Origin of the sequence: uncultured Tateyamaria sp. (assembly GCF_947503705.1) — a bacterium.
In the GTDB taxonomy this organism is placed as follows: domain Bacteria; phylum Pseudomonadota; class Alphaproteobacteria; order Rhodobacterales; family Rhodobacteraceae; genus Tateyamaria.
Window position 1 is genome coordinate 329,142 of sequence record NZ_CANNES010000002.1, and the last position, 23,589, is coordinate 352,730.

Genomic DNA, 23,589 nt, shown 5'->3' on the forward strand with positions numbered 1-23,589 from the left:
CCTCCTTTTACGGTAGGTCCAGCCTATCAATCCAATTCCGCATGACCAGCCCCATGGCCCTGCACCCCAAAAAGAGCATCAAAATGCACGCAATATCCTACACCCGATTTGGCGCCGCCGCAGACGTATTGGAACCCGTGGCGCTGCCGACGCCCGATCCCGAGCCGGGCGAAGTGCTGGTGGAACTGGCGGTTTCGGGCGTTAATCCCTCGGACGTCAAGGCGCGCGCGGGCACGCGACCCGGTGTGGTCAAACCCGCCTTTGACCGGATCGTGCCGCACAGCGATGGCGCGGGCACGATCGTGGCTGTGGGCGAAGGGGTCGACACCACCCGGATCGGCACCCGCGTCTGGATCTGGAATGGCCAATGGCAGCGCGCCTTTGGTACAGCCGCCACGCATATCTGCGTTCCGGTGATGCAGGCCGTGCCGCTGCCCGATGCCGTCTCTTTCGAGACGGGGGCCACCTTGGGCATTCCGGGGCTGACGGCCTGTCACGCCGTCTTTGGCGGTGGCGAGGTCATGGGCAAAACGCTTTTGATCCAGGGCGGGGCAGGCACCGTTGGGCTGCTGGCGGTGCAACTGGCCAAATGGGGCGGCGCAAAGGTCATCACGACCACCGGTGCCACGGGTTCCGAGGCCGCGACCAACGCGGGGGCGGACGTGGTGCTGGATTACGGCGCGGAAGAGATGGCCAATCAAATTCTCGCGGCCAATAACGGCCAACCCATTGACCGGATCATCGAGGTCGAATTTGGCCTCAACATCGACACCGACGCCGCCGTCATTGCCCCCAACGGCACCATCGCCGCCTATGGCTCGGCCAAGGCGATGACAGCCGAACTGAATTTTGGCCCCCTCCTTTTCAAGGCGGCGACCATCGACATCATCCTGATATATCTCTTGCCCAAACCCGAACGGGACGCGGCCATCGCGCGGCTGCATGCGGCACTGGCGGATGGGGCGCTGCATTGCCCCGTGGCACAGGTCTTCGCCCTCAAGGACTGCGCCGCCGCCCACAAGGCGGTCGAGGCGGGCACGCGCAACGGCGCCATTCTGCTGGACACAACCGCATGATCCGCGTCCTTCTCATTCTGCTCTGCCTCGGGGCAAACCCGGTCTGGGCCCAGACCACCGAACAACCTCAAGGCAGCATCGAGGTTGAGGACAGCGCAACGCAGGACGCCGCCATCGCCGTGCGCATTCGCGACATCCTGAATGAATTGGACGGATATGAAGAAGTGACGGTGACCGTGTCCTCGGGCATCGTCACCTTGCGGGGCACCACGCTTGATGCCGCTGCCGCTGCGCGCCTGAACGAGATTGCAGCGCGGGTCGTGGGCGTCGTCGCCATCGAAAACGAAGTGGTCGAAACCACCGATGTGGTGGCCCGGCTCAATCCGGCAGTCGAACGGTTCCAGAACCGGTTCAATCAGGCGGTGGCACTCTTGCCGCTGGCGGCTGTGGCACTGCTGTCATTTTTACTGATTCTGACGGCGGGGATATTCCTGGCGCGGATGCGCAATCCATGGGACCGGATCGCACCGAACAAGTTCATCGCTGACATCTACCGCCAGATCGTGCGCATCGCCTTCTTTGTGGGCGGGCTGGTAATTGCACTCGATATCCTCGGGGCCACTGCGCTTTTGGGCACGATCCTCGGGGCTGCGGGTATCGTGGGCCTCGCCATCGGTTTTGCCGTGCGCGATTCGGTCGAAAACTTTATCGCCTCGATCATGCTGTCGATCCGGCAGCCCTTTCGGCCAAACGACATCGTCGAGATCGAAGGGGACATCGGCAAGGTGATCCGGCTCACCAGCCGCGCCACCATCCTGCTCAGCTTTGATGGCAACCACATCCGCATTCCCAATGCGACCGTCTTCAAAAGCCGGATCGTGAACTATTCCACAAATGACGCCCGCCGCTTCGACTTCGAGATCGGTGTCGCCTCGGATGCGGATCTCGATCAGGTGCGGACCCTGACCGACGACGTGGTTGCAGGCCTGCCCTTTGTGCTGGCCGAACCGGCGCCGATGTCCTGGATCGACAGGATCGGGGACGGGGCCGTGATCCTCTTTGTGACAGGCTGGATTGACCAAAACCACACCTCGCTGGCCCTGGCCAAGGGCGAAGCGATCCGCATGGTCAAAGCCGCCATCGAGGCCGAAGACATCGAAGTGCCTGACACCACCTACCGCATCCAGATGGTCGGCGGCACGCCAGCACCATTTGAAGCCACAAGCCCCGCACCCAAAGCGCCAGAGCAAAAAATCACCCCTGTCGTGGCAACAGATGTCGAAGACACATCCAAGGCTGCCCTGGACCGCATCGTGGAAGCCGAGCGCAGCGACCCGGAAACGCCGGACCTGCTGACAGAGAACGGGTTGAAGGAATGATGCGTTTTTTGCCGCAAAAGGCCTTGCGTGCCGAGCCACACCAGACTAATTAGCCCCTCACGTTGGGATGTAGCCAAGTGGTAAGGCAACTGTTTTTGGTACAGTGTACCGTAGGTTCGAATCCTACCATCCCAGCCACCTTCTCCGTCCAGTTCCGCACGCTATAGGGATCGCATAGAGCGACCGGTTAAAGCAGTCTGTCTCGCGCACATCAAAACGATCTCGGGAATCGGTCCGGCCTGACCAACATCAGTGCGCACCGGTTTACAAACGGCACACCGCGCAGGCGATATTCGTCAGTCGCGGATGCGGCCAAAGGTGGACAGCCGGTTGATCTCGTCCAACCGCTCCAGGTTAACCACCGTGGACAGCATCAGCCTGTCATGGCTCCAATCGCCAGGGCTTTGGATCGCCATCGCCGTCAGCATCACGGCCGCCATCAAGGGCAAAACCGTGGCCGCATAGACCAGACGCGGGTGGCGCAGGCTGCGGGCGTCGAACAGGGTCATGATCCGCCGCTCAAGAAAGCTCATCTTGCCATCGCGCAGCGCCGAACGATCCGCCGTCACCAGCGTCACCTTTGGCACCGCGACAACAAACGTGCGATCCCGGCGCAGGGTCTGTTGGCACACGTTCAACAGCGTATCGCTATAGGCCTTGATCCCGATCCGTCCCGAGGTCAGCACTTGCTGATCACAGCTCAGCTCGCGCAAGTCTTCGACGTGGCGCTTCCACGCATGGTAGGCGGGGTTGAGGAAAAAGAAGGGCTTGAGGACCTCCAGCAGGATTTCCCACTCGATATCGCCCTGGCGCAGATGCTGGAACTCATGCGCGATAGACACCTTGAGCGCCTCGCTATCGGTCAGCATATGGGATGGAATCACCACGTAGTAATGGCGCAGCCCCCGGGTCGAGAACGGCACCAACGTACGATCCGACAGCCGGATATGGACCCGCCCAAAAGACCGCCAATCATAGCTGGCCGATACAATCTTGCCCAGGCAGAACATCGAAAACACAAGCCGCCCGGTGCCGACGACAAGGCCCGTCAAAAAGGCAGCAATGGCGGCCCAGGCCACCCAACTGCCCGCCCGCATAACATCGGCCGTAAACGTGTCACGCAATTGCAAGAGCCGCTCAAACTCGCTCGCCTTCATCTCGAATCCGCCATTGAGGTAATAGGCGACAATCATGTCAGAGAAGGTCACATTGACCCCCGGCCCCAGCAGCGCGGTCTGCGCGGCACTCAGCCCGAGGATCAAAAAGGGCGAAAAGACGATGGCCAGAAAGACGGTGTTCAGCAACAGCAATTGCGTTGTGTAGGCGTGGCGCAGCCCGGTGTGATCCAGCACAAGGCGCGCTGCGCGCCACAGGACAAAAGCCACAAGAAAGAGGATATTGGCATTGAGGAAAGCGTCGAGGACGACATCACCCGGTATCATTTTTCAACCTCCGATCCACGAGTGCCCGGATTTGCCCCAATGCCTCTTCGGTCAGGCTGTCATCATTGACCAGCCGCGCCACAAGGGACGCGGGCGTGTCATCAAACAGTTTCATCGAGAGGTCTTTCAGTGAGCGGGTCTGATACGCGTCCTTGGCCAGTGTCGGGATAAAAACATGGCGTTTGCCATCCTTCCGACTGGTCACGAATTCCTTTTGTTCCAGGATGCGCAGGATGGTCGCCGCAGAGGTATAGGCCAGGTTCCGGGTCTCGGGCAGTTGGTTCAGCACATCACGCACTGTTCCCTCGCCCAGGGCCCAAAGCTCATTCATGAACTCAAGCTCAACTTCCGTCAGCAGATCGCTTTTCTTCTTCTGTCTCATACCATCCCATTCGCGTGCATCTGCCCACTCGTTATGGGGGGCGAGTAAATACGAAAACTTTCGTATCTCAAAATGATTTCTCAGACCTTCCAGAAGCAGAAGACGCCCCAGGCCAGTGAAATGCCCAAAGGCACCCACAGCGGTTCACCAAAAATGCCCAGCCAGGCGAGGAAGACATAAGCCGATCCAAGCAGCGTCAGAAACAGCCGGTCGCCCCGCGTCGTGGTCAGGCCCAGCGCGCCTTTGCGCTCGGAGGTCCCGGGCTTTTTGATCTCGATAAAGGTGATGATCGCCATGGCCGTGAACAGGGCGATGAAAAACGCGCCCGTGGGCCAGGTCCATGCCATCCAGGTCAACATCTCACACCCTCCCCATTGCAAAGCCCTTGGCGATATAGTTCCGCACAAAATAGATCACGATGGCGCCCGGGATGATGGTCAGGGTCCCTGCGGCAGCCAGCAGGCCCAGCTCATAGCCCGCCGACGAGGCCGTCTTGGTCATCTCCGCCGCAATGGGTTTGGCCTGCACCGCCGTCAGAGTCTTGGCCAGCAGCAGCTCGACCCAAGAGAACATGAAGCAGAAGAACGCCGCGACCCCCACGCCCGCCTTGATCGTCGGCAGGAAAATGGTGACGAAAAAGCGCGGGAAGGAATAACCATCGACATAGGCCGTCTCGTCCAGCTCTTTCGGCACGCCGCTCATGAACCCCTCCAGAATCCACACCGCCAGCGGGATGTTAAAGAGGCAATGGGCCAGCGCCACGGCCAGATGCGTGTCAAACAGGCCGACAGAGGAATAGAGTTGAAAGAACGGCAAGGCAAACACAGCCGCCGGCGCCATCCGGTTCGTCAGCAGCCAGAAAAACAGCGTCTTGTCCCCAAGGAACCGATAACGCGAGAACGCATAGGCCGCAGGCAGCGCGACACAGATCGAGATGACGGTGTTCAGCGACACATAGATGATCGAGTTGAAATAGCCCCAATACCAGCTCGGATCGGTGAAAATGACCCGGTAATTCTCCAGCGTGAAGGTCTGGGGAAAGAGGCTGAAACCCGACAGAATCTCGTTCGTGGTGCGGAAACTCATGGCGACAAGCCAGTAGATCGGCAGCATCAGAAACAGGATGTAGACGATGGGGATCAAAGAGCGTTTACGCATGGCCAAAATCTCCGCCAAAGCCCGCCTGCGCCAAGCCCGACCTCGGGAGGCGATCAAGCTTGTTCCACCCTTCGAGCCAAGAACGGCAGATGTCCCAAGCACGACGGTCGTTGCAGAAAGCCCTCCTGGGGGGGAGGTCGGGCTTGGCGCATGCGCGCCGGTCATGCACGACATCAGCCGTCCCGCGATGTACAAACGACCCCATCATTGCGCGTCATCCTTAGTCATCAAGGTATAGAACAGCCACGACACCAGCAGCGTGATCGCGAAATAGATCAGCGACATCGCCGCCGCCGGACCCAGATCAAACTGGCCAAGCGCGATCTTCACCAGATCAATCGACAGCAAGGTCGTCGAGTTGCCCGGGCCCCCACCGGTCAAAACAAACGGCTCCGTATAGATGTTGAAGCTGTCCATGAAGCGCAGCAAAATCGCGATGGTCAGAACCGTCTTCATCTTGGGCAACTGGATATAGCGGAACACCTTCCAGGGGGACGCCCCGTCAATCTTGGCCGCCTGGTAATAGGCATCCGGGATCGACACGAGGCCCGCATAGCTCAGCAACACAACCAGCGAGGTCCAGTGCCAGACATCCATCGTCACAATGGTGATCCAGGCCGCCAGCGGGCTACGGGTCATGTTATATTCAATGCCCAGAACCTCGTTCACGAAATACCCCAAAAGACCGATATCCGGCAGGGTAAAGATGTTCCACATCGCCCCCACCACGTTCCACGGTATCAGCATGGGCAGGGCCATGGTCACCAGACAAACAGGCACCCAAATGCCCTTGCGGGGCATCGACAGGGCGATGATAATGCCCAAAGGCACCTCGATGATCAGGATCAGAAAGGTGAACAGAAACTGCCGCCCCAACGCGTCGTGAAAGCGATCCGAGCGCAGGATTTGCTCGAACCAGCTCAGCCCCTCCCAGAAAAACAGGTTGTTCCCAAAGGTTTCCTGCACCGAGTAATTGACCACCGTCATGATCGGAATCAGCGCGTTGAACGCAACCAGCAGCAGCACCGGCAGAACAAAGAACCACGCCTTCTGGTTTTCGGTTTTCATGACGCAATCTCCGTTGCTAGCCAGCCATCGCGATAAAGCCGCGTTTGATCCGCGCGAAAGGCCAGATGCACGGTCGCGCCCTGTTCCGGCGCGGCCCCTTCAATGATCGCTTTGACAGAGGTATCGCCCACCATCGCCTCAACCACACTGTGGCGTCCCACATCCGACACCTTGCGCACACGCGCTTCCAAACCCGCATCACCCAGCGACACAAATTCAGGGCGGATACCGATCTGCGTAGCCCCCCCCTGCCCTGTGACTTTACCTTCAATCGCAATAGGTTGCCCTTCGAACCGAACTGTGCCGCCGTCTTCGGACGCATCCAAAACGTTCATGCCGGGCGAGCCGATGAAGTGGCCCACAAAGGTGTGCTGCGGCCGCTCGAACAGCTCAACCGGCGTGCCGATCTGCACAATTTCACCGTCCTGCATCACGACGACCTGATCGGCAAAGGTCAGCGCCTCTGTCTGATCATGGGTCACATAGATCATCGTCGCGCGGACCTGCTGGTGCAGCTCTTTCAACTTGCTCCGCAGCTTCCACTTCAAATGCGGATCAATCACGGTCAGAGGTTCGTCAAACATCACGACATTCACGTCGTCGCGGACAAGGCCCCGGCCCATGGAAATCTTCTGCTTGTTGTCAGGTGACAGATGCGAGGCGCGGGTCTTCAGCATCTCGGTCACTTCGAGCATCTCGGCAATCTCGCGGACCCGCGTATCGACATGCGCCTCTGCCACGCCGCGATTGCGCAGGGGAAAGGCCAGATTGTCGTAGACAGTCATGGTGTCGTAGATCACCGGAAACTGAAACACCTGCGCGATGTTGCGTTGATCGGGGGGCAGGCCCGTCACGTCGCGGTCGTCAAACAGGATACGCCCCTCGGACGGCGTCAGCAGACCCGAAATGATGTTGAGCAACGTGGACTTGCCACAGCCCGACGGGCCCAGCAGCGCATAGGCGCCGCCATCCTGCCAATCGAGGTCAATCTTCTTGAGCGCGTAGTCCGCGGGTTTGCCGGGCTTCGGCAAATAGGAGTGACGCAGGTTGGAGAGGGTGATTTTAGCCACTAGGCGACGAGCCTCCCATCATCCGAGAAGTAGAATGCGTGGGACGCATCCATATAGAAATCATGCGCCTCACCCACCTCATAAGGATGCACGCCATGGGCCAGCGACACCCAGCCGTCATCCCCCAATTGGAAGTGTGCGCTGGACTCAGACCCGGACAATTCCGTTACCAAAACGTTACCGGATAATTTAACATAATCTGTCCCCGCGGGGACAGGCGTGACATGGTGCGGCCGAATGGCAAGGGTGTATGTCCCGTCCGCCAGGTCCGCCGCCTTGCCCGCCAGCGTCCAGGTGGCACCTGTATCCATGCGTGCTTGACCGCCCGCTTTGGTGATCCGTGCTGCGTTGATCGGCGGGTCGCTGAACACACGCGCGGCGGTCAGGTTCTCGGGGTTGCGATAAATTTCTGCCGTGGGGCCAAACTGGGTGACAACGCCATCGTCCATCAGGGCCGTCTTGCCACCCAGCAAAAGCGCCTCTTCCGGCTCGGACGTGGCATAGACAACCACCGACCCGCGCCCGGCAAATAGTTCGGGCAGTTGCTCGCGCAACTCTTCGCGCAATTTGTAATCGAGGTTCGCCAAAGGCTCGTCCAGAAACACCGCGCGGCTTTCCTTGGCGATGGCGCGCGCCAGGGCGCAGCGTTGCTGCTGCCCACCCGACAATTCCTGCGGGCGGCGCTTCAGCATCGGACCAAGTTGGAGGATGTTGGCGGCTTCCTCGACCCGGCCCGCGATCTCGGACTTGGCCATGCCTGCAACCCGCAAGGGGGAGGCAATATTGTCGAACACCGTCATCTGCGGATAGTTCACAAAAAACTGGTGGACGAGGGAAATGTTGCGCTTCTGCGTGGACAGTTTGGACACGTCCGTGCCGTCCATGAAAATCTGACCGGACGCCAGGGTATCGAGACCCGCCATCAGCTTGATCAGCGATGTTTTGCCCGACCCGGTCTGGCCCAGCAAAACGTTGAAATGGCCGGTCTCCAGCACCAGCGACGTCGGCTTGATATGGGTGATCCCGCGGGTCACCTTGCTGGCCTGTTTCAGCTCGATTGTCATGTGGTCTACCTGTTGCAAAAGCGGCCGGAGGTGTTGGGTCCCCCGGCCAGTGTCAGCCCGCGCAGCCTGAGCCGCGCGGACCGAACGTGGAGTTTACTTGCTCCAACGTGCCACAAGCGCGTCGTAGTTCACGGTCTCGCCTTGCGGCTTCTCGTTGTCGAGCTTGGGCTTGGCGCCGCCATTGGCGAACCACCAGTCGGCGTCGCGCGGCTCGTTCAGACGTGGACCACAGCCGCCATAGACGTTGGCTGCCTCATCCGCGGCCTGCATCCGGGCCATGGTGATGTCCATCTCTTCGGCCAGACGATCCATCGCCTCTTGGGGTGTGAAAGCGCCCGAGTTCACGTCACCGATCTGCTGCCACCAGATTTGGGCCAGCTTGGGATAGTCCGGCACGTTGATGCCCGTTGGCGACCAGGCCACACGATCAGGCGAGCGGTAGAACTCGACCAGACCGCCCAGTTTCGGGGCGCGTTCGGTAAAGCTTTCGTGGTTCACCGTCGTATCGCGGATGAACGTCAGACCCACGTGGCTTTTCTTCACGTCGACCGTCTTGGACGTCACGAACTGCGCATAGAGCCACGCGGCCTGTGCCCGATCCGACGGGGTGGATTTCAGGAAGGTCCAGGAGCCAACGTCCTGATAGCCAACCTTCTGGCCAGTTTCCCAGTAAGGACCATGCGGGCTGGGTGCCATCCGCCACAGTGGGTTGCCTTCGGCATCCACGGTGTTGTTGCCCTCGGACTGCGGCTTGACCATGTCGGCGGTAAAGGCGGTGTACCAGAAGATCTGCTGGGCCACGTTGCCTTGGGCCAATGCCGGCAAGGATTGGTAGAAGTCATAAGACGCCGCACCGGGAGGGGCGTAGGCGCGCAGCCATTCGTCCCATTTGCGGATCGCATAGACCGCCGCCGGACCGTTCGCGGCACCGCCACGTGTCACGCTTGCACCCGCAGGGTTGCACGACCCCGCTTCCATGCGGATGCCCCATTCGTCGATGGGCACGCCGTTGGGCTCACCCACGGAACCGGCACCGGCCATGGACAGCCAGGCATCTGTCATCCGCCAGCCCAGGTCAGGCGCACGTTTTCCGTAATCCATGTGGCCATAGATATCGACACCGTCGATCTGTTTGACGTCTTCCGAGAAGAACTCGGCGATGTCCTCATAGGCCGACCAGTTGACCGGCACGCCCAGTTCGTAGCCATATTTGGCTTGGAACGCGGCCTTGTAATCCTCGTTGTCGAACCAGTCCTTGCGGAACCAGTAGAGGTTTGCAAATTGCTGGTCGGGCAACTGGTACAAGTCCCCATCGGGACCGGTGGTAAACTGGATCCCCATGAAATCCTCAAGGTCCAGCGTGGGCGAGGTGGTGCTTGCCCATTCGCCCGCCATCTGGTCAGTCAGGTTATAGGCCAGTTGCAGGCGTGAGTGCGTGCCAATCAGGTCAGAATCATTGACATACCCATCATAGAGGTTCCGCTTGGTCTGCATCTGTGTTTGCACAGCCTGCACGACTTCGCCCTCGCCCAGGATCTGGTGATTGACCTTGATACCGGTGATTTCCTCAAAGGCTTTGGTCAGCACTTCGGACTCATAGCCATGCGTCGGAATGCCTTCGGACAGGACGTTGATTTCCATGCCTGCATAAGGCTCTGCCGCGCTGATGAACCACTGCATTTCGGCCAGTTGCTCAGCTTTGGACAGCGTCGATGGTTGGAATTCGGAATCAATCCATTTTTGGGCTGCGGCCTCATCGGCAAAAGCAGTCCCATGCCCCGCAACGACGGCCAAGACCGCGGTCGCGGAAAGCAGATACTTGCGCATCTTGTCTCCTCCCTAGATTTTTGGATGGGCCGTTTATTGCCCATGCCGATCAGCGTAGAGCGAAGATCACAAAGCTGTCAAACTAATTTATTAGTAGTTTTTTAATGTTTATTTACAGATACTTGAATGATCCAAAGCGCTGTAAGTGATGGCTGACGCAACGTTCCCTAAACCGGTGCTGGTTGCGAGGTCGGGCCATTTCTGGCCGATGCGGAGCACACCGAAATGCCCGCCCATCATTCACACACGCGCCGTAAGCTGTGCCTGAATTGGGCGCGGACATCAAATCCCCTTGCCCCACGCCGCCGCAGCAAAAGGAGCCAGCCGCAATTTGCGATCTGCGCCGATCTTTATGCTTGGCAGGTTAGAGAGTAGGCAGGTCCACCCGTCGGCCCCGACTGCATCAGGCACTTTGACCTCGACGGATGTTGCGGCAAAGCTGGCCACGACCAGCAGTTCCTGACCCTGCCAGCGCCGGATATAGGCAAAGACATCCGGGTGTTCGTCATAAAGCAGGGTGAAATCGCCATGGGTGATCACCGGCGCGTTTCGACGCAGCGCGATCATGTTGCGGTAGAATGCGAACACCCCGTCCGGGTCGGCCCGGTCCTGGTCCAGGTTGATCGACCTGTGATTGGGGTTTACGTCTATCCACGGCGTCCCTTGGGTAAAGCCCGCCGCGTGCCCCGCATCCCATTGCATTGGCGTGCGCGCATTGTCCCGCCCGTTGGCATTGGCGCCATCTATAAACGCCTGCGGGTCCTTGCCTGCCGCGATCTGATCCTTGAACTGGCCCAGCGTTTCGATGTCGCGAAACTGTTCAAACCTGTCAAAGCGCACATTGGTCATCCCGATCTCTTCGCCCTGATAGATGAACGGCGTGCCCTTCATCATATGTGTCACCAATCCCAGCATCTTGGCTGAGCGCACGCGGTAATCGCCATCGTCGGCGTAATGCGAAACAGGGCGGGGCAGATCATGGTTTGACAGGTAGAGCGAGTTCCATCCGTCCTCGGCAAGCGCCACCTGCCAGTCGTTCAGGATCATCTTGTGCGTGACCAGGTCAAAGAGGTTAGGGCCGAACCGCCCCTGATGCGGGTCCCAGGCGGCCTGGATATGGTTGAAGTTAAAGACCATGTCGAGTTCGGCGCGGTCGCGCCCGCAATAGCCCAGCGCGGTGTCCGGCGTGGCCGCCCAGGTTTCGCCTACCGTCATCACATCGCGCCCCTTGAGGCATTTTTGGTGCATTTCCCGGATGAACCGGTGCATATCCGGCCCTTCATAATAGTGCCGTGCATCCACGTCCTTGCCGATCAGTTCGATCACATCCATCCGAAAACCACCGATCCCCTTGTCGAGCCACCAGTTCATCATGTCATAGATATCGTGCCGCAGCGCCGGGTTGTGCCAGTTCAGGTCTGGCTGTTGCGCCCCGAAGTGAGCGTAGTAGTAGCGCCCCACGCTTTCGACCCAGACCCAGGCCGGGCCGCCAAAGCAAGCCCGTTGATCGTCAGGTGGGCCGTTGGTCGACGGTTGGGGATCGCGCCAGTAAAAATAGTCGTGTTCGGGGCAATCCCGCGTCTCGCAGGCCCGTTGGAACCAAGCGTGATCGGAGGAGCAGTGGTTGACCACCAGATCCATCACGATGCGAATGTCCCGCTTGCCCGCCTCGGCCACCAGTTGGTCGAAATCGGCCAGCGTGCCGAACTCTGCCGCGATGTCGCGGTAGTCCGAAATGTCGTACCCGTTGTCGCGCATGGGCGAGGCATAGACCGGCGACAACCAGACAAAGCCGATCCCGAGGTCGGCCAGATGGTCCAGCTTTGAGATGATCCCCGGAATATCCCCGATCCCGTCGCCATTGCTGTCACAAAAGCTGCGGGGGTAGATCTGGTAACCGGTGGCGGTTTTCCACCAGGGGAGCGTGTCGGCGGTCATGTCTGTTCCTGTCTTTTGTCGCTCTTTGGGCCCCCGAGAGCATTCGCCCCCGGAAGCCCCTGTTTGGGATCTTGGGAGGATCCTATTTCAAATTGTCCCAGGCCGCTTGGATATCGCGCGCCACCTCTGCCGCCGGGGCACCACCCGAGAAATCGACCATGCCTGTCCAGAACGCTCCGGCCCCAATCGCCCCCGGCATCAGGTCGGACGCATCAAAACGGAAGGTGGTCGCGTTTTGCAAAATCTCGCCCTGACGGCGCAGGCTGGTGTTGTGATAGGTGTCGAGATTGACGGATGTGTGCGGTGTCAGGAAGCCTTGGGTTTCGATCGACATCCAAATCTCGTGCGCGATGGGGGTTTTCAGGAATTCGATCAGGCCGCGGGTGGCGGGGCTGTCGCGGGTGATGGACACAAGCGTGCCCGCCCCCAGTACGGGTCGGCCAAGGTCCTTGCCCTCGTAGCTGGGAAAATAGAAGAAATCGGCGTCCTCGCCCAGTGTTGTCCCCTCGGGGAAAAAGGCGGGGATGAACGAGGCCTGGCGGTGCAGGAAACAGTCGGGCGGCGAGGCAAAGAGCCCTTTGGGACTGTCGCGGAAATCCGTGGCCGCGATGGCGTCGGCCTGGCCCACAACAAAGGCGTCGTTGCGCGCGAACCAGCCGAATTCTTGAATCGCCGCCACCACGCGCGGATCATCAAAGCGCATGTCGTTGGCGACCCAGGCGTCATAGGTTGCGGGGGGTTGGGTACGCAGCATCAGATCCTCGACCCAGTCGGTTGCGGGCCAGCCCGTGGCCCCGCCGGACCCGATCCCGATGCACCACGGTGTTCCGCCATCGGCCACGATCTGCTGGGTCAGCGCCTTGAGCGCTTCCATAGTTTTGGGCACCTCGTACCCTGCGTCCTCGAAGTTTTCGGGCACGAACCAGACCAGCGATTTAACGTTCACGTTGTAGGCCAGCCCATAAAAACCATCGACCCCGTCGCACGAGCCCAGCGCTTGCCAGGAGGCACCCGCCGCATAGGTGCTTGCAATCCATTTGGCGGTGTCCGTGCCCAGATCGGCCAACTGCCCGCGCCGCGCCAGATCGCACATCAGTCCAGGTTGCGGGAACACCGCGATATTGGGTGCAGACCCGCCTTCGGTGTCGATCAGGATTTGCTGCTCAAAGCTGTCAGAGCCGGACACGATCACCTCGGCCCCTGTGGCATGGGAGAAGTAGGCCATGACCGCCTTGCCCGCCGCAGCATCGGGGCCAAGCCAGGGACCCGCCAGAGTGACAGTCTGGCCGGAATAGTCATGGGCGGCGGCGAAGGCACTCAGGCTGTCCCAGTTGAAGGCGCCTTCACCCGGTGTGTGAATGAGGTTTGTGTCGGCCCAGGTGATTGGTGCGGTCAGGCACAGAAGCGCGGTGGTTGTGGTGGTTTTCATGGATGTATCCTCCCCCTGTTTGGAACGTGTCGCTTTGGTCGATAGGGGAAGGCGCTCCATCAAGGAAATACGAATTGTAGCGACTACTATAGGATTAACCTATACCATGACAGTATGGACCGTCGCCTGACCCAATTCCTTGCCGTTGCCGAGGCCGGCAATGTCTCTGCCGCCGCAGCAGCCCTGAACGTGTCGCAGCCGACAATTTCAGTGAACATCCGCAAGCTGGAGGAGGAGCATGGCGTGCCGCTTTTCACTCGCAGTTCGCGGGGTGTTGTGCTGACCGAATTTGGCAAGGTGTTGTGCGAGCACGTGCGGGTGATGGCGCGCCTGAACGACCACGCCAAGGCCGAGATCAGGGCGATGAAACAGGCCAACCGACCAAGCCTCAAGATCGCTTGCGGCTTCACCTGGTGGCATCTCTTTGTGCGCGACGCTATCCGCGACTGTGCGACGGATGCGCCTGACGCGGCCCTGCATGTGGACATTTGCAGCAGTCTGGACGGGTTGCGCCACCTGATGTCGGGGGATGTATCCTGCTTTATCGGCACCAGGGTGGACAATATCACCGGGGGCATGGGTTTTCGGTTCGCGCCGCTTTTGGCTGTCGAGGATGCCTATTTCACACGTCAGGATCACCCGCTGATTGGGCAGGTCATCACGCGCCGGGACTTGTCCGCCTATCCGCGCATGGATGTCGCCCCGTTCGTCAACCGGCACTTTGGGATTGCCGAACCAACGGGCACGCCCGGGCTTTGGCCCAAAGAAGCGCCCGCGCACCTGTCTACCAACTCGATGACTGCGGGGATCGGGATGCTCAAGGACAGTGAGGCCTATCTGATCTATCCGATGTTGACCCAGGAGTATTTCGCGGCACAGGGCATCGGGATGCTGAATGTCAGCGACCGCCCCACGCACAAGATCCAGATCGGGACCTACACGCTGGCGGAAAAGACGCCGAGTGAATTGCAGATCGCCTTTCTTGATCGGATTACGCAGGTCGTGGCGGGCGAGAGGATGCCCTGACCACCAGTTCGGGCGCGCAATGCTCGCCCGTGATCGGAGTGTCGGGCGTCTTGATCGCGGCGGCCAACCCCTGGCCTGCCTTGCGTCCAATCCGCTGTGCGGGCAGGCGCACGGTGGTCAAAGATGGCTCTATGTCTGCCGACCCTTTGAAGTCGCCAATGCCCACGATTGAGACGTCCTCGGGCACGCGCAAGCCCGCCGTCATCGCCGCATAGATCGCACCGGTGGCCAGAATGTCATTGCCACAGATCAAGGCGGTCGGTTTGCGGTCTTGGGCAAAAAGCTCGCTTGCGTCTCGTTTCGACGCCGAGATGCTGTAGATCGTTGTGCGTGTCCAAGTCTCAGGCACCTGAACGCCCGCCTGCGCAAGCGTGTCGAGGATCGCGGTGCTGCGCGCTTTGGCCCGGTCGTTGCCTTCGGTTGGCGCGAACATGCAGGCCACATCGCGATGGCCCAGTGACAGGACGTGATCCGCGATCATCTGGCCCGCCAATTCATTGCTCGCCCCAATAGAGGGGTATTGGGACCCGTTGGCATAGTTCCACATCAGCACGGTCGGCACCGCCTGGCTGTCGAGCAGTTGAAACACCGCCGCGTCATGATCCAGGCCTGTTAGGGCGACCCCGTCCACCCGGTGTTCAAGGAATTTGCGCAGGATGGCGTATTCGCGCTGCTGATCATAACCATGCGAGGCCAGCAGGATTGTGAACCCTTCGTCGGCCACGGTTTCGGAGAAGGCCTGCACCACTTCGGCAAAGATCGTATGTTCGATCGTGGGCACCAAAACCCCGATGGTTCCAGAGCGGATCCCATGGATCGTCTGGGCCGCGCGGTTGCGAATATAGCCCTGGCTGCGCACCGCCCGTTCGATCCGCCTGCGCGTCGACAGCTTGAGCAATTCGGGGTGGTTGAAGTAGCGCGAGACGGTGGAAGCAGAGACCTTAGCCGCCTTGGCGACCGTCAGGATATCCGCTTTTTTTCGTTCTTTTTCAGTCATCTGGATGCGCTTTTGAGCTAATTTATGAAAACATTTGCAAAACTATTTTCATGCCATAGCCTAGTTCGTCAAGCAGCGTTGCGGGGAGGCAGCGATGGAATTTCTGTTCTATATGGGCGACGTGTTCACCCCGATCAATTTCGGCCTTTTGCTGCTGGGCACCATTGGCGGGTTGATCCTTGGGGCCACCCCGGGCCTTTCACCGACGATGGCGGTGGCTCTGCTTATCCCCTTCACCTTTCAGCTTGAGGCGGCGCAGGGTCTGATCCTGCTTGGGGCCGCCTATACCTCGACTGTTGCAGGCGGGGCCGTCAGTGCCATCCTGCTGAAAATCCCCGGTGCGCCTGCCAATATCGCGACGACCCTTGATGGCCATACAATGGCGCAAAAGGGTCAGGGCGCGAAGGCGTTGCAGATCAGTTTTCTGGCCTCGGCCGTGGGTGGCGTCTTTGGCGTTTTGCTGCTGATCTTCCTGACCCCCGTTCTGGCGCAATGGGCATTGGCGTTTGGGCCAAGTCACCTCTTTTGGCTCGCAATTCTGGGTGTGACTGTCATCGGATCGCTGGACAGCAAGTCGGTGGTCAAGGGCCTGCTGTCGGGTTGTATCGGGCTGTGGCTGGCCACCATCGGCTTTGACGACATCATGGGGGCGCAGCGGTTTATATTTCACCCGGCTTTAGGCGGCGGGATCAACATAATTGCCGCTCTCATCGGTCTCTTTGCCATCCCACAGGTCATCACCATGTTCGCCAAGGGGCGTCACAATGACGGGGCCGAGGTGATCAAGGTGCAAAAGCATCCCATTTCGGGTGCCTTTCGCGAATTGATGCGCAGCAAGCGTGCCCTTGGCATCGGCACTGCAACCGGGTCGATCATTGGGCTGATCCCCGGTGTCGGCGGGCAGATTGCGGGTCTTGTGGCCTATGACCAATCTAAGAAGTTCAGCCCCGATCGCGAAAAATTCGGCACGGGCCATTCCGAAGGCGTCATTGCCGCAGAGTCCGCAAACAACGCCATGGTTGGCCCCTCTCTGGTGCCCTTGCTGACACTGTCGATCCCTGGATCGCCTACGGCGGCGGTGCTGCTGGGGGGCCTGTTGATCCACGGGATTTTCCCCGGCTCGGACCTGTTTGACAACCACCCTGATGTGGCGTGGACCTTTATCAATTCCATGCTGATCGGGCAGATCCTGATGTGCATCTTTGGGCTGTATGTTGCCGGTCTGGCGGCACGTGTGGCCCAAGTGCCGCAATCGGTGATGGCCGCGGTCGTGTTGGGTCTTGCCGTCTTTGGCAGCTATTCGGTGCAGTCGTCCATGGGCGACGTCTATGTCATGGCAAGCCTTGGGGTGATGATGTATTTCCTGGAACGCTTCGGCTTTTCCGCCGCCCCGTTGGTACTTGGCCTGATCCTTGGGCCCATTGCGGAGGCGAACTTTATCCAAGGATCGATGATCGCCAATGCCACCGACGGCATGGCCCCCTATTTCCTCGGCGGTCGTCTGAACATCCTGCTGATCGGGGTGGTGGTCGCCTCGATCCTCTATTCCGGCTACATGGAGCTGCGCACACGCCGCTACACCTCAAAAGAGGAGATTATTGCATGAGCGCGCCGTCCCTGCCCCGCCTTCAGCATATCGTCGGGTCTGGCATCGTTGCCGCCGTGGGCGTCGTAGTGGCCTATATCAGCTATACCCAGCAACCCTCCGAGGCGTTCCTGTTTCCGCGCCTGATCGCGACCGTCTTTGTCGTTCTGGCGTTGTGGACCTTTGCCAAGGCGTGCCTTGGCTGGACAAAGGTCGGCAACGGGATCAGCGGGCGGCAATTTGCCAATCTGCTGCCCGGGCTGGTCGTGGCACTGATCTATATCTTCTGGGCAGCCAAGGGGGTGGGATTTTACACCGCCACGACCATCGCCTTTTTCATTCTGCTGAGCCTGTATGATCCGGCGCCCCACATGGCGCTGAAGTCATGGGTCAAGCGCATCATCATCACGGCTGGTTTCATGGCCGTTATGTACGGTCTCTTTGCGAAACTGTTGAACGTCTACACACCGCGAGAGGTCTTTTTCTGAACCGCAAGAGCGGCAGGAAATTCACATCCTAGGGAGGAACTGACTATGAAATCTTTACTTGCAGGAGCGGCCATCGCATTGGCCGGAATGACCGGGGCGGTCATGGCCGACGGACACGCGAATTACCCCGAGCGGCCCATCATGATGATGGTCAGCTATGGGGCCGGTGGGGCCACCGACTTTCAGGCGCGCATCGTGACCATGACGGCGGGCAATGAGGATGCCCTGGGCATGCCCATCGCCATCATCAACAAGCCCGGTGCGGGCGGGCGCGTCGGTTGGAACTGGCTGGCGGGGCAAGCCGAGGCCGATGGCTATACGCTGGGGGCCTATAACATTCCCCATTTCATCGCCCAGTCCATCAAGGGCGGCGTGCAATACTCGCGCGACAGCTTTGAACCTATCGCCAACTGGGGCGCTGATCCTGCCGTTCTGGTCGTGGGTGCCGACAGCGCATTCAACACGCTTGAGGATGTTGTGAGCTTTGCCAAGGAGAACCCCGGCAAGCTGACCACCTCTGGTGCGGGCCTCTTTGTTGGTCACCATATTGCAGCGCTCCAGATGGAAAAAGCGGGCGACATGAAGATGGCCTATATTCCCACCAAAGGGGGCGGGGCCGCAGCCATGAAGGCCGTGATCGCGGGTGACGTGATGGCAGGCATCAATAACCTCAGCGACGCGTTCCGCGCCCGTGAGGCGGGCAACGTCAAAATCCTCGCCGTGGCCGACCTTGAGCGGAACGCGTTTCTGCCGGATGTGCCCACCATGATGGAAGCGGGACTGGATGTGGACAACTCGTCCGTCAACTTCCGGGGTGTCATGGTGCCCAAGGGCACGCCGCAAGGCATCATCGACAAGCTGGCCGAAACCGTGCCAACAATGTTCGAAAACAGCCGCGTCGCAGGCAAGATGAAAGCAGGCGGTTCGCCCATGCACGTCATGACCCGTGACGAAGTGCTGGACATGTGGGCGGCGCGCGAGGAAACCCTCAAGGAACTGCTTGCAGGTCTCTGAAACCATATCGGCGGGGCGCATCACTCGCCCCGCCGCACCCTGAAGGATTTCACCATGAATGCCCCTGATGATCTAGCCGAAGTGGACGCCATCGTTGCCCGCGCCCGTGCTGCACAGGCCCGGTTTGAGGCGGATGGATCGCAAGCACTTTATGACCGCGCCGCACAGGCCGCCGGTTGGGCCATCATGGAACCTGCCCGCAATCGCCATTTGGCCGAGCTGGCCGTCGAGACGACGGGCCTGGGCAACGTGCCCGACAAAATCACCAAGAACCATCGCAAGACGCTGGGCCTGATGCGCGACATCGCGACGGCCAAGACCTTTGGCGTGATCCGCGATGACCCGGCCACCGGCATCACCGAGATTGCCCGCCCCATCGGCGTTATTGGGGCGGTCGTGCCCTCGACCAATCCCGGGGCGACGCCCGCCAACAACATCATCAACGCGGTGAAGTGCGGCAATGCCATTGTCGTGTCCCCTTCGCCCAAAGGCGTGCCCACCTGCGAGGCGCTGCTGGGCTATATCCATGCAGAGTTCGACAAGGCCGGGATCGACCGCGATCTGGTCCAGATGATCCCCGGGCGTGGGTCCAAGGACAAGACGCAGCGGTTGCTAGAGACTGCCGACCTTATCGTCGTGACGGGCAGCCAGAACAACGTGCGCCGCGCCTATACGTCGGGCACGCCTGCGCTGGCCGTGGGGGCCGGGAATGTAACCGTGATCGTGGACGAGACTGCCGATCTGGCGGCGGCGGCGGACAAAATCCGCGCCTCGAAAACCTTTGACAATGCGACGTCCTGTTCGTCCGAAAACTCGGTTGTGGTGGTCGATGCGATTTATGATGCGTTTGTCGCGGAAATGGCCCGCACCGGCGGCGCGCTGATCAAAGATGAAAGCAAAGTTACCTGCAAACTGTGGGTCAAGGGCCACCTTAACCCCCATGCCATCGCGCGGGACGCGGATCAGATGATCGACGCGTTGGGCCTGAGCGGCGAAGTGCCCGAGGGTACCGAATACCTGGCTGTGGAAAGTACCGGCATTGGCCCCGATCATCCGTTGTCGGGTGAGAAGCTGAGCCGGGTTTTGACTGTCTACCGGGCCTCTGATTTTGACGCGGCTGTCCAGACTGCCCGCGCCATTCAATTGCATCAGGGGGTGGGTCATTCGGTGGGCATTCACACCGCTGATCCCGAACGCCCCTTGACCTTGGCGACCGCCATTCCGACCAGTCGGATCATTGTAAATCAGGCTCATACCTTTGCCACTGGCGGCTCCTTTACCAACGGGATGCCTTTCTCGCTGTCTATGGGCTGTGGCTCCTGGGGGGGTAATTCGATCGACACGAATGTGCATTGGCGCCATTTCATGCAGACCACAAAAATCGTGCGCGAAATTCCGGGGCACGAACCTGATCCAAGCGCGTTTTTCGCCGACTATTGGGCAGCCTACGGCAAATGATCTTTACGCCTGACCATCCGCCCCAAGGCACCATTCGCGATTGGCTGAACGGCCGTGCGGCGGATGGTGGCACGGCGATTGTGTTTCCTGAAACGGGCGAGGTACTGAAATGGGCCGCGCTGCGCGATACGGCGGCGGCCATGGCTCAGGCGATGTACGATCAGGGCATCGTCAAGGGCGAGAGCGTCGCCATCATACACCCCAACGGAAAAGATGGCGTTCTGGCCATTTACGCGGCCCTGTATGGCGGATTTCGGGCGACGATGATCAACCTTGCGGCCGGACCTGATGCCATCGCCTATGCGCTGGAGCATTCCGGTGCACGCTTTGCCTTGGTGCATGACAGTCAGCGCGAAACCTTTGCTCAAGTGGCACCGGACGGGATGCAACGGCTTGATCCTGCGCGTGGCGGCGCGGCGGCGTTGCCTGCACTTTCGCCGGATGATCATGCGTTGCTCATGTATACCTCAGGCACGACTGGCAAGCCCAAAGGCGTCGTGCACAGCCATTCCAGCCTGCTGGCGGGCGGATGGACAACCGCTGTGGCTCATGCGCTTGCGCCCGAGGATCGTGGGTTTTGCGTCTTGCCCATCTATCACATCAACGGGCTGTGCGTGACGATGATGGGGGCGCTGGTGTCGGGGGGATCGCTTGCCATGACGGCCCGCTTCTCCGCCAGCAAGTTCTGGGATCAGGCGGATCAGGCGCAGGTCACCTGGTTTTCGGTTGTGCCCACCATCGTCAGCCATCTGTTGCACGGCGCGGCCAGCCCGACGCCTGCCTTGCGCGACCGGCTGCGCTTTGGCCGTTCGGCGTCTTCGGCCCTTGCGGTAGAGACGCAATCGGCCTTCGAAGCCCGGTTTGGCGTGCCCATCGTCGAGACCATGGGGCTGACCGAAACCGCCGCCCAAATTCTGTCAAACCCCCTGCCCCCCGGCATCCGCAAAGTGGGCTCGCCCGGCGTGCCGTTCGGCAATGAGGTTCGGATTCTGGATGCGGCTTTGGCCGAGGCCCCGCGGATGCAAGAGGGCGAGATTGCCATTCGCGGCCCCAATGTGATGCGCGAGTATCTGAACAACCCTGAGGCGACGGCCCAGACATTCGCAGGCGAATGGTTGCGTACCGGCGATCTAGGACACATGGATGCGGATGGCTACGTCTTTGTCACCGGGCGGCTCAAGGAGTTGATCATCAAGGGCGGCGAGAACATTGCGCCGCGCGAGATTGACGAGGTTCTGTACTCGAACGCGGATGTGGTCGAGGCGGCCGCCTTTGCCCGGTCCTGCCCGCGCTATGGCGAAACTGTCGAGGCGGCGGTGGCCCTGACCGATGGATCGGGTCAGACCGGAGCCGATCTGGTGGCGCTGTGCCAAAGCCGCTTGGGGAAGTTCAAGTCGCCCGATATCATCCATATTCTGGATGAGCTGCCCAAGGGGCCATCGGGCAAGATCCAGCGGCTGAAATTGTCAGACCTGATCCCGGCCCCGCAAGCCGCCGAATGATTGGCCTTAGAGGCGTGTGACAACCACGCTTTGATGGATGAAGTCCGCCCAATGGGACGTTTCCATGAACGCCACGTCGCCTGCATCGCGCCCGCAGGCGACGACGGCCATGCCCTCGGCCACGCTCATCCCTGTGGCGTCCACCAGATGCCACGCATCGTTGAGCCAGACCTGCGCCACCGCATGAAAATCCTGCGGATCCACATCGGCCCCATAGACCGAAGCGTAGCGTGCCGGAAGGCCCGCAGCTCGGGCCAAAGTACAGACCAGATGGGTATAGTCGCGACACACCCCCTGACGCGATACAAACGTATCCATGGCGGTTGTGCCGCCGTGCGAGCTGCCGGGTCTGTATTCGATTTCCTGGCGGACCCAATCGAGGATGGCGGTGGTTTTCGCGCCGCCCTCCAGATGGCCGAACTGCCGCTGCGCAAAGGTGGTGAAAAGGTCGGACTGGCAATAACGCGAGGGGCGCAGATAGGTCAGAACCGTGCTTGGCAGGCTGTGCGCGGGGCTTGCCGCCAACACATCCAAAGTGACAGCAGGGCGCGTGATCTCGACCGTCGCACCATAGCGCAAATCAAGGCGCGTGCCCGGCACCATGGCCCAGACCCATTGGCCCACCTCCGCCTGCCCACTTACTCGCTGCAAACTCGCATCAGTGATGTCCAGTGCGCTGTCCAGGATCGTCTGACCTTCGGCGACCGCAACCTCGAGCGCCAAGAGAACGGGGTCGGCCTTGGCAATCTGATAGGCCATTTCAACGTCAATTCTGATGCGCATGTGTGCCCCCATTCTCATACGCCCGGCACATCGTCCGCCGGGATTGCGGAGCACTATGCGACAGGTTGCGGCACGGAAAGCAGATTTTCAGGTCACGGGCCGCGACACGGACGCACAGCACCGGAGCACTGCCGAAAAATGCGGCGCGATGTAGCGTTGAGGAATAAGTCCCTGCGCTTAGTGCAGGATCGGAAACCAGTCGGTACGCAGCCTGTCACCCGGTGCCATGCCATGGCCCGGAAAGGGCGGCGAGGTGGGGCCGGGGCGCGCGACATAGCGCGCGTCGTCTCCCACCATCCGCACCGAGAACGCTCGCCGTCGCGTTGTGCTTGTGTTGCCGCGCGCGCCATGCAGCGTGCGGAAGTGAAAGGCCACTGCGTCGCCCGGCTCCATCTCGAATTCGACGATCCGCATCCCTTCCGACTCTGGATCCGGCACCGGGATATAGTCCCCTTCAAAGAAGGCTGCTTCGGACACCCAGCGGGTCGGCACCACATCCTTGGGCCACAAATGCGAACCCGCCACGCAGCGCAGCGTTGCCGCGCGCACCGGATCGAGGGGCGACCAAAAGCTGATCGTCTGCCGCCCTTCGACGAAATAGTATGGATTGTCCTGATGCCAGGGCGTGGCCATCGAGGTGCCCGGCTCTTTGACCAGCACATGGTCGTGAAAAAGCTGCACAGTTTTTGACCCCATAAGGTCCGCCGCCACCGTCGCTGCGGGAGCCGCCCGCAACACCTGAGCGAATTCGGGGATACGCTGCCAATTGCAATAGTCGTCAAAGAAGAGGCCCGTTTCGCCCGCCCGGTCATTGGTCGAGGCATAAGGGCCGGGATCGGCCATGTTGCGCGCCACACCCGCGCGCAAATCCTCAACGTAATCGGCAAAGAGGCCACGGATCAACACCACGCCGTCCGCCTGATAGGTGGCAATGTCGTCCGGGGTTAAAATAGGGTGCATGAA

General features: G+C 60.3%; 21 protein-coding genes and 1 tRNA gene. 9 read left to right on the top strand and 13 right to left on the bottom strand.

The genetic code is table 11. The features are described 5' to 3' along the window. Positions 1-83: 83 nt before the first annotated feature. The 3 genes from Q1A44_RS07700 to Q1A44_RS07710 all read left to right on the top strand — a co-directional run bounded on the left by Q1A44_RS07700 (position 84) and on the right by Q1A44_RS07710 (position 2,533). Positions 84-1,076 (top strand): NADPH:quinone reductase, encoded by a 993-nt coding sequence (locus Q1A44_RS07700; protein ID WP_299622308.1) that lies wholly within the window; start codon positions 84-86, stop codon positions 1,074-1,076. Further along, positions 1,073-2,395, top strand: coding sequence for a mechanosensitive ion channel family protein (locus tag Q1A44_RS07705; RefSeq protein WP_299622311.1), 1,323 nt, complete (start codon positions 1,073-1,075; stop codon positions 2,393-2,395). The genes Q1A44_RS07700 and Q1A44_RS07705 overlap by 4 nt, the downstream gene beginning before the upstream one ends. A gap of 63 nt (positions 2,396-2,458) precedes the next feature. After that, positions 2,459-2,533, top strand: a tRNA-Gln gene (locus Q1A44_RS07710). A 158-nt stretch (positions 2,534-2,691) separates the two neighbouring features. Here Q1A44_RS07710 and Q1A44_RS07715 read toward each other — a convergent pair. The 10 genes from Q1A44_RS07715 to Q1A44_RS07760 form a co-directional block, all read right to left on the bottom strand. Continuing rightward, positions 2,692-3,837, bottom strand: a complete 1,146-nt coding sequence (locus Q1A44_RS07715; protein ID WP_299622314.1) for a M56 family metallopeptidase — start codon at positions 3,835-3,837, stop codon at positions 2,692-2,694. Continuing rightward, a complete protein-coding gene (locus tag Q1A44_RS07720) occupies positions 3,824-4,219 on the bottom strand; it encodes a BlaI/MecI/CopY family transcriptional regulator (protein WP_299622317.1) in 396 nt (131 codons plus the stop codon). Before Q1A44_RS07720 ends, Q1A44_RS07715 begins: the two co-directional genes overlap by 14 nt. 80 nt (positions 4,220-4,299) lie before the next feature. Then, positions 4,300-4,578 carry a DUF2160 domain-containing protein gene (locus Q1A44_RS07725; RefSeq protein ID WP_299622321.1) on the bottom strand — a complete coding sequence of 93 codons (279 nt, stop codon included), beginning with the start codon at positions 4,576-4,578 and terminating at the stop codon, positions 4,300-4,302. A 1-nt stretch (position 4,579) separates the two neighbouring features. Beyond that, entirely contained in the window at positions 4,580-5,377 is a 798-nt protein-coding gene (locus tag Q1A44_RS07730; protein ID WP_299622324.1) for a carbohydrate ABC transporter permease, read from the bottom strand. A 204-nt stretch (positions 5,378-5,581) separates the two neighbouring features. After that, positions 5,582-6,445: a carbohydrate ABC transporter permease gene (locus Q1A44_RS07735; RefSeq protein WP_299622327.1), complete on the bottom strand. Its 864-nt coding sequence runs from the start codon at positions 6,443-6,445 to the stop codon at positions 5,582-5,584. Then, positions 6,442-7,515 carry an ABC transporter ATP-binding protein gene (locus Q1A44_RS07740; RefSeq protein ID WP_299622330.1) on the bottom strand — a complete coding sequence of 358 codons (1,074 nt, stop codon included), beginning with the start codon at positions 7,513-7,515 and terminating at the stop codon, positions 6,442-6,444. The genes Q1A44_RS07735 and Q1A44_RS07740 overlap by 4 nt, the downstream gene beginning before the upstream one ends. Beyond that, on the bottom strand, positions 7,515-8,579 hold the full coding sequence (locus tag Q1A44_RS07745) for an ABC transporter ATP-binding protein (protein WP_299622333.1): 1,065 nt from the start codon (positions 8,577-8,579) through the stop codon (positions 7,515-7,517). Before Q1A44_RS07745 ends, Q1A44_RS07740 begins: the two co-directional genes overlap by 1 nt. A 93-nt stretch (positions 8,580-8,672) precedes the next feature. After that, a complete protein-coding gene (locus Q1A44_RS07750; RefSeq protein WP_299622335.1) occupies positions 8,673-10,406 on the bottom strand; it encodes an ABC transporter substrate-binding protein in 1,734 nt (577 codons plus the stop codon). Positions 10,407-10,688: 282 nt separating this feature from the next. Then, positions 10,689-12,344, bottom strand: coding sequence for an alpha-glucosidase (locus Q1A44_RS07755; RefSeq protein WP_299622337.1), 1,656 nt, complete (start codon positions 12,342-12,344; stop codon positions 10,689-10,691). An 82-nt stretch (positions 12,345-12,426) separates the two neighbouring features. Further along, positions 12,427-13,773 carry an ABC transporter substrate-binding protein gene (locus Q1A44_RS07760; protein ID WP_299622339.1) on the bottom strand — a complete coding sequence of 449 codons (1,347 nt, stop codon included), beginning with the start codon at positions 13,771-13,773 and terminating at the stop codon, positions 12,427-12,429. 114 nt (positions 13,774-13,887) lie between these two features. On the opposite strand from Q1A44_RS07760, the gene Q1A44_RS07765 reads away from it, so the two are divergent. Next, positions 13,888-14,799: a LysR family transcriptional regulator gene (locus tag Q1A44_RS07765; protein ID WP_299622341.1), complete on the top strand. Its 912-nt coding sequence runs from the start codon at positions 13,888-13,890 to the stop codon at positions 14,797-14,799. Here Q1A44_RS07765 and Q1A44_RS07770 read toward each other — a convergent pair. Beyond that, complete coding sequence (locus Q1A44_RS07770) at positions 14,765-15,796, bottom strand: substrate-binding domain-containing protein (RefSeq protein ID WP_299622343.1); 1,032 nt, start codon at positions 15,794-15,796, stop codon at positions 14,765-14,767. The two genes, Q1A44_RS07765 and Q1A44_RS07770, sit on opposite strands and share 35 nt — an antisense overlap. Positions 15,797-15,890: 94 nt before the next feature. Here Q1A44_RS07770 and Q1A44_RS07775 point away from each other — a divergent pair, with 94 nt between their 5' ends. From Q1A44_RS07775 to Q1A44_RS07795, 5 genes are read left to right on the top strand one after another with little or no spacing between them, the layout of a single operon-like run. Further along, positions 15,891-17,402 (top strand): tripartite tricarboxylate transporter permease, encoded by a 1,512-nt coding sequence (locus Q1A44_RS07775; RefSeq protein WP_299622346.1) that lies wholly within the window; start codon positions 15,891-15,893, stop codon positions 17,400-17,402. Further along, a complete protein-coding gene (locus Q1A44_RS07780; protein ID WP_299622348.1) occupies positions 17,399-17,869 on the top strand; it encodes a tripartite tricarboxylate transporter TctB family protein in 471 nt (156 codons plus the stop codon). Before Q1A44_RS07775 ends, Q1A44_RS07780 begins: the two co-directional genes overlap by 4 nt. Positions 17,870-17,914: 45 nt before the next feature. Next, positions 17,915-18,883: a tripartite tricarboxylate transporter substrate binding protein gene (locus tag Q1A44_RS07785; RefSeq protein ID WP_299622351.1), complete on the top strand. Its 969-nt coding sequence runs from the start codon at positions 17,915-17,917 to the stop codon at positions 18,881-18,883. Between the two features lie 54 nt (positions 18,884-18,937). After that, positions 18,938-20,341, top strand: a complete 1,404-nt coding sequence (locus Q1A44_RS07790; protein ID WP_299622354.1) for an aldehyde dehydrogenase family protein — start codon at positions 18,938-18,940, stop codon at positions 20,339-20,341. Then, a complete protein-coding gene (locus Q1A44_RS07795; RefSeq protein ID WP_299622358.1) occupies positions 20,338-21,843 on the top strand; it encodes an AMP-binding protein in 1,506 nt (501 codons plus the stop codon). Before Q1A44_RS07790 ends, Q1A44_RS07795 begins: the two co-directional genes overlap by 4 nt. A gap of 6 nt (positions 21,844-21,849) precedes the next feature. Here the strand turns inward: Q1A44_RS07795 and Q1A44_RS07800 are convergent, their stop codons facing one another. Further along, a complete protein-coding gene (locus Q1A44_RS07800; RefSeq protein ID WP_299622361.1) occupies positions 21,850-22,626 on the bottom strand; it encodes a transglutaminase family protein in 777 nt (258 codons plus the stop codon). A gap of 177 nt (positions 22,627-22,803) precedes the next feature. Continuing rightward, positions 22,804-23,586: a phytanoyl-CoA dioxygenase family protein gene (locus Q1A44_RS07805; RefSeq protein ID WP_299622363.1), complete on the bottom strand. Its 783-nt coding sequence runs from the start codon at positions 23,584-23,586 to the stop codon at positions 22,804-22,806. Positions 23,587-23,589 lie beyond the last annotated feature (3 nt).

Excerpts from the sequence above, each read along its gene's own strand:
- Q1A44_RS07700 (WP_299622308.1), top strand. The coding sequence starts at position 84 with ATGCACGCAATATCCTACACCCGATTTGGCGCCGCCGCAGACGTATTG.
- Q1A44_RS07705 (WP_299622311.1), top strand. The coding sequence starts at position 1,073 with ATGATCCGCGTCCTTCTCATTCTGCTCTGCCTCGGGGCAAACCCGGTC.
- Q1A44_RS07715 (WP_299622314.1), bottom strand. The coding sequence starts at position 3,837 with ATGATACCGGGTGATGTCGTCCTCGACGCTTTCCTCAATGCCAATATC.
- Q1A44_RS07720 (WP_299622317.1), bottom strand. The coding sequence starts at position 4,219 with ATGAGACAGAAGAAGAAAAGCGATCTGCTGACGGAAGTTGAGCTTGAG.
- Q1A44_RS07725 (WP_299622321.1), bottom strand. The coding sequence starts at position 4,578 with ATGTTGACCTGGATGGCATGGACCTGGCCCACGGGCGCGTTTTTCATC.
- Q1A44_RS07730 (WP_299622324.1), bottom strand. The coding sequence starts at position 5,377 with ATGCGTAAACGCTCTTTGATCCCCATCGTCTACATCCTGTTTCTGATG.
- Q1A44_RS07735 (WP_299622327.1), bottom strand. The coding sequence starts at position 6,445 with ATGAAAACCGAAAACCAGAAGGCGTGGTTCTTTGTTCTGCCGGTGCTG.
- Q1A44_RS07745 (WP_299622333.1), bottom strand. The coding sequence starts at position 8,579 with ATGACAATCGAGCTGAAACAGGCCAGCAAGGTGACCCGCGGGATCACC.
- Q1A44_RS07750 (WP_299622335.1), bottom strand. The coding sequence starts at position 10,406 with ATGCGCAAGTATCTGCTTTCCGCGACCGCGGTCTTGGCCGTCGTTGCG.
- Q1A44_RS07755 (WP_299622337.1), bottom strand. The coding sequence starts at position 12,344 with ATGACCGCCGACACGCTCCCCTGGTGGAAAACCGCCACCGGTTACCAG.
- Q1A44_RS07760 (WP_299622339.1), bottom strand. The coding sequence starts at position 13,773 with ATGAAAACCACCACAACCACCGCGCTTCTGTGCCTGACCGCACCAATC.
- Q1A44_RS07765 (WP_299622341.1), top strand. The coding sequence starts at position 13,888 with ATGGACCGTCGCCTGACCCAATTCCTTGCCGTTGCCGAGGCCGGCAAT.
- Q1A44_RS07770 (WP_299622343.1), bottom strand. The coding sequence starts at position 15,796 with ATGACTGAAAAAGAACGAAAAAAAGCGGATATCCTGACGGTCGCCAAG.
- Q1A44_RS07775 (WP_299622346.1), top strand. The coding sequence starts at position 15,891 with ATGGAATTTCTGTTCTATATGGGCGACGTGTTCACCCCGATCAATTTC.
- Q1A44_RS07780 (WP_299622348.1), top strand. The coding sequence starts at position 17,399 with ATGAGCGCGCCGTCCCTGCCCCGCCTTCAGCATATCGTCGGGTCTGGC.
- Q1A44_RS07785 (WP_299622351.1), top strand. The coding sequence starts at position 17,915 with ATGAAATCTTTACTTGCAGGAGCGGCCATCGCATTGGCCGGAATGACC.
- Q1A44_RS07790 (WP_299622354.1), top strand. The coding sequence starts at position 18,938 with ATGAATGCCCCTGATGATCTAGCCGAAGTGGACGCCATCGTTGCCCGC.
- Q1A44_RS07795 (WP_299622358.1), top strand. The coding sequence starts at position 20,338 with ATGATCTTTACGCCTGACCATCCGCCCCAAGGCACCATTCGCGATTGG.
- Q1A44_RS07800 (WP_299622361.1), bottom strand. The coding sequence starts at position 22,626 with ATGCGCATCAGAATTGACGTTGAAATGGCCTATCAGATTGCCAAGGCC.
- Q1A44_RS07805 (WP_299622363.1), bottom strand. The coding sequence starts at position 23,586 with ATGCACCCTATTTTAACCCCGGACGACATTGCCACCTATCAGGCGGAC.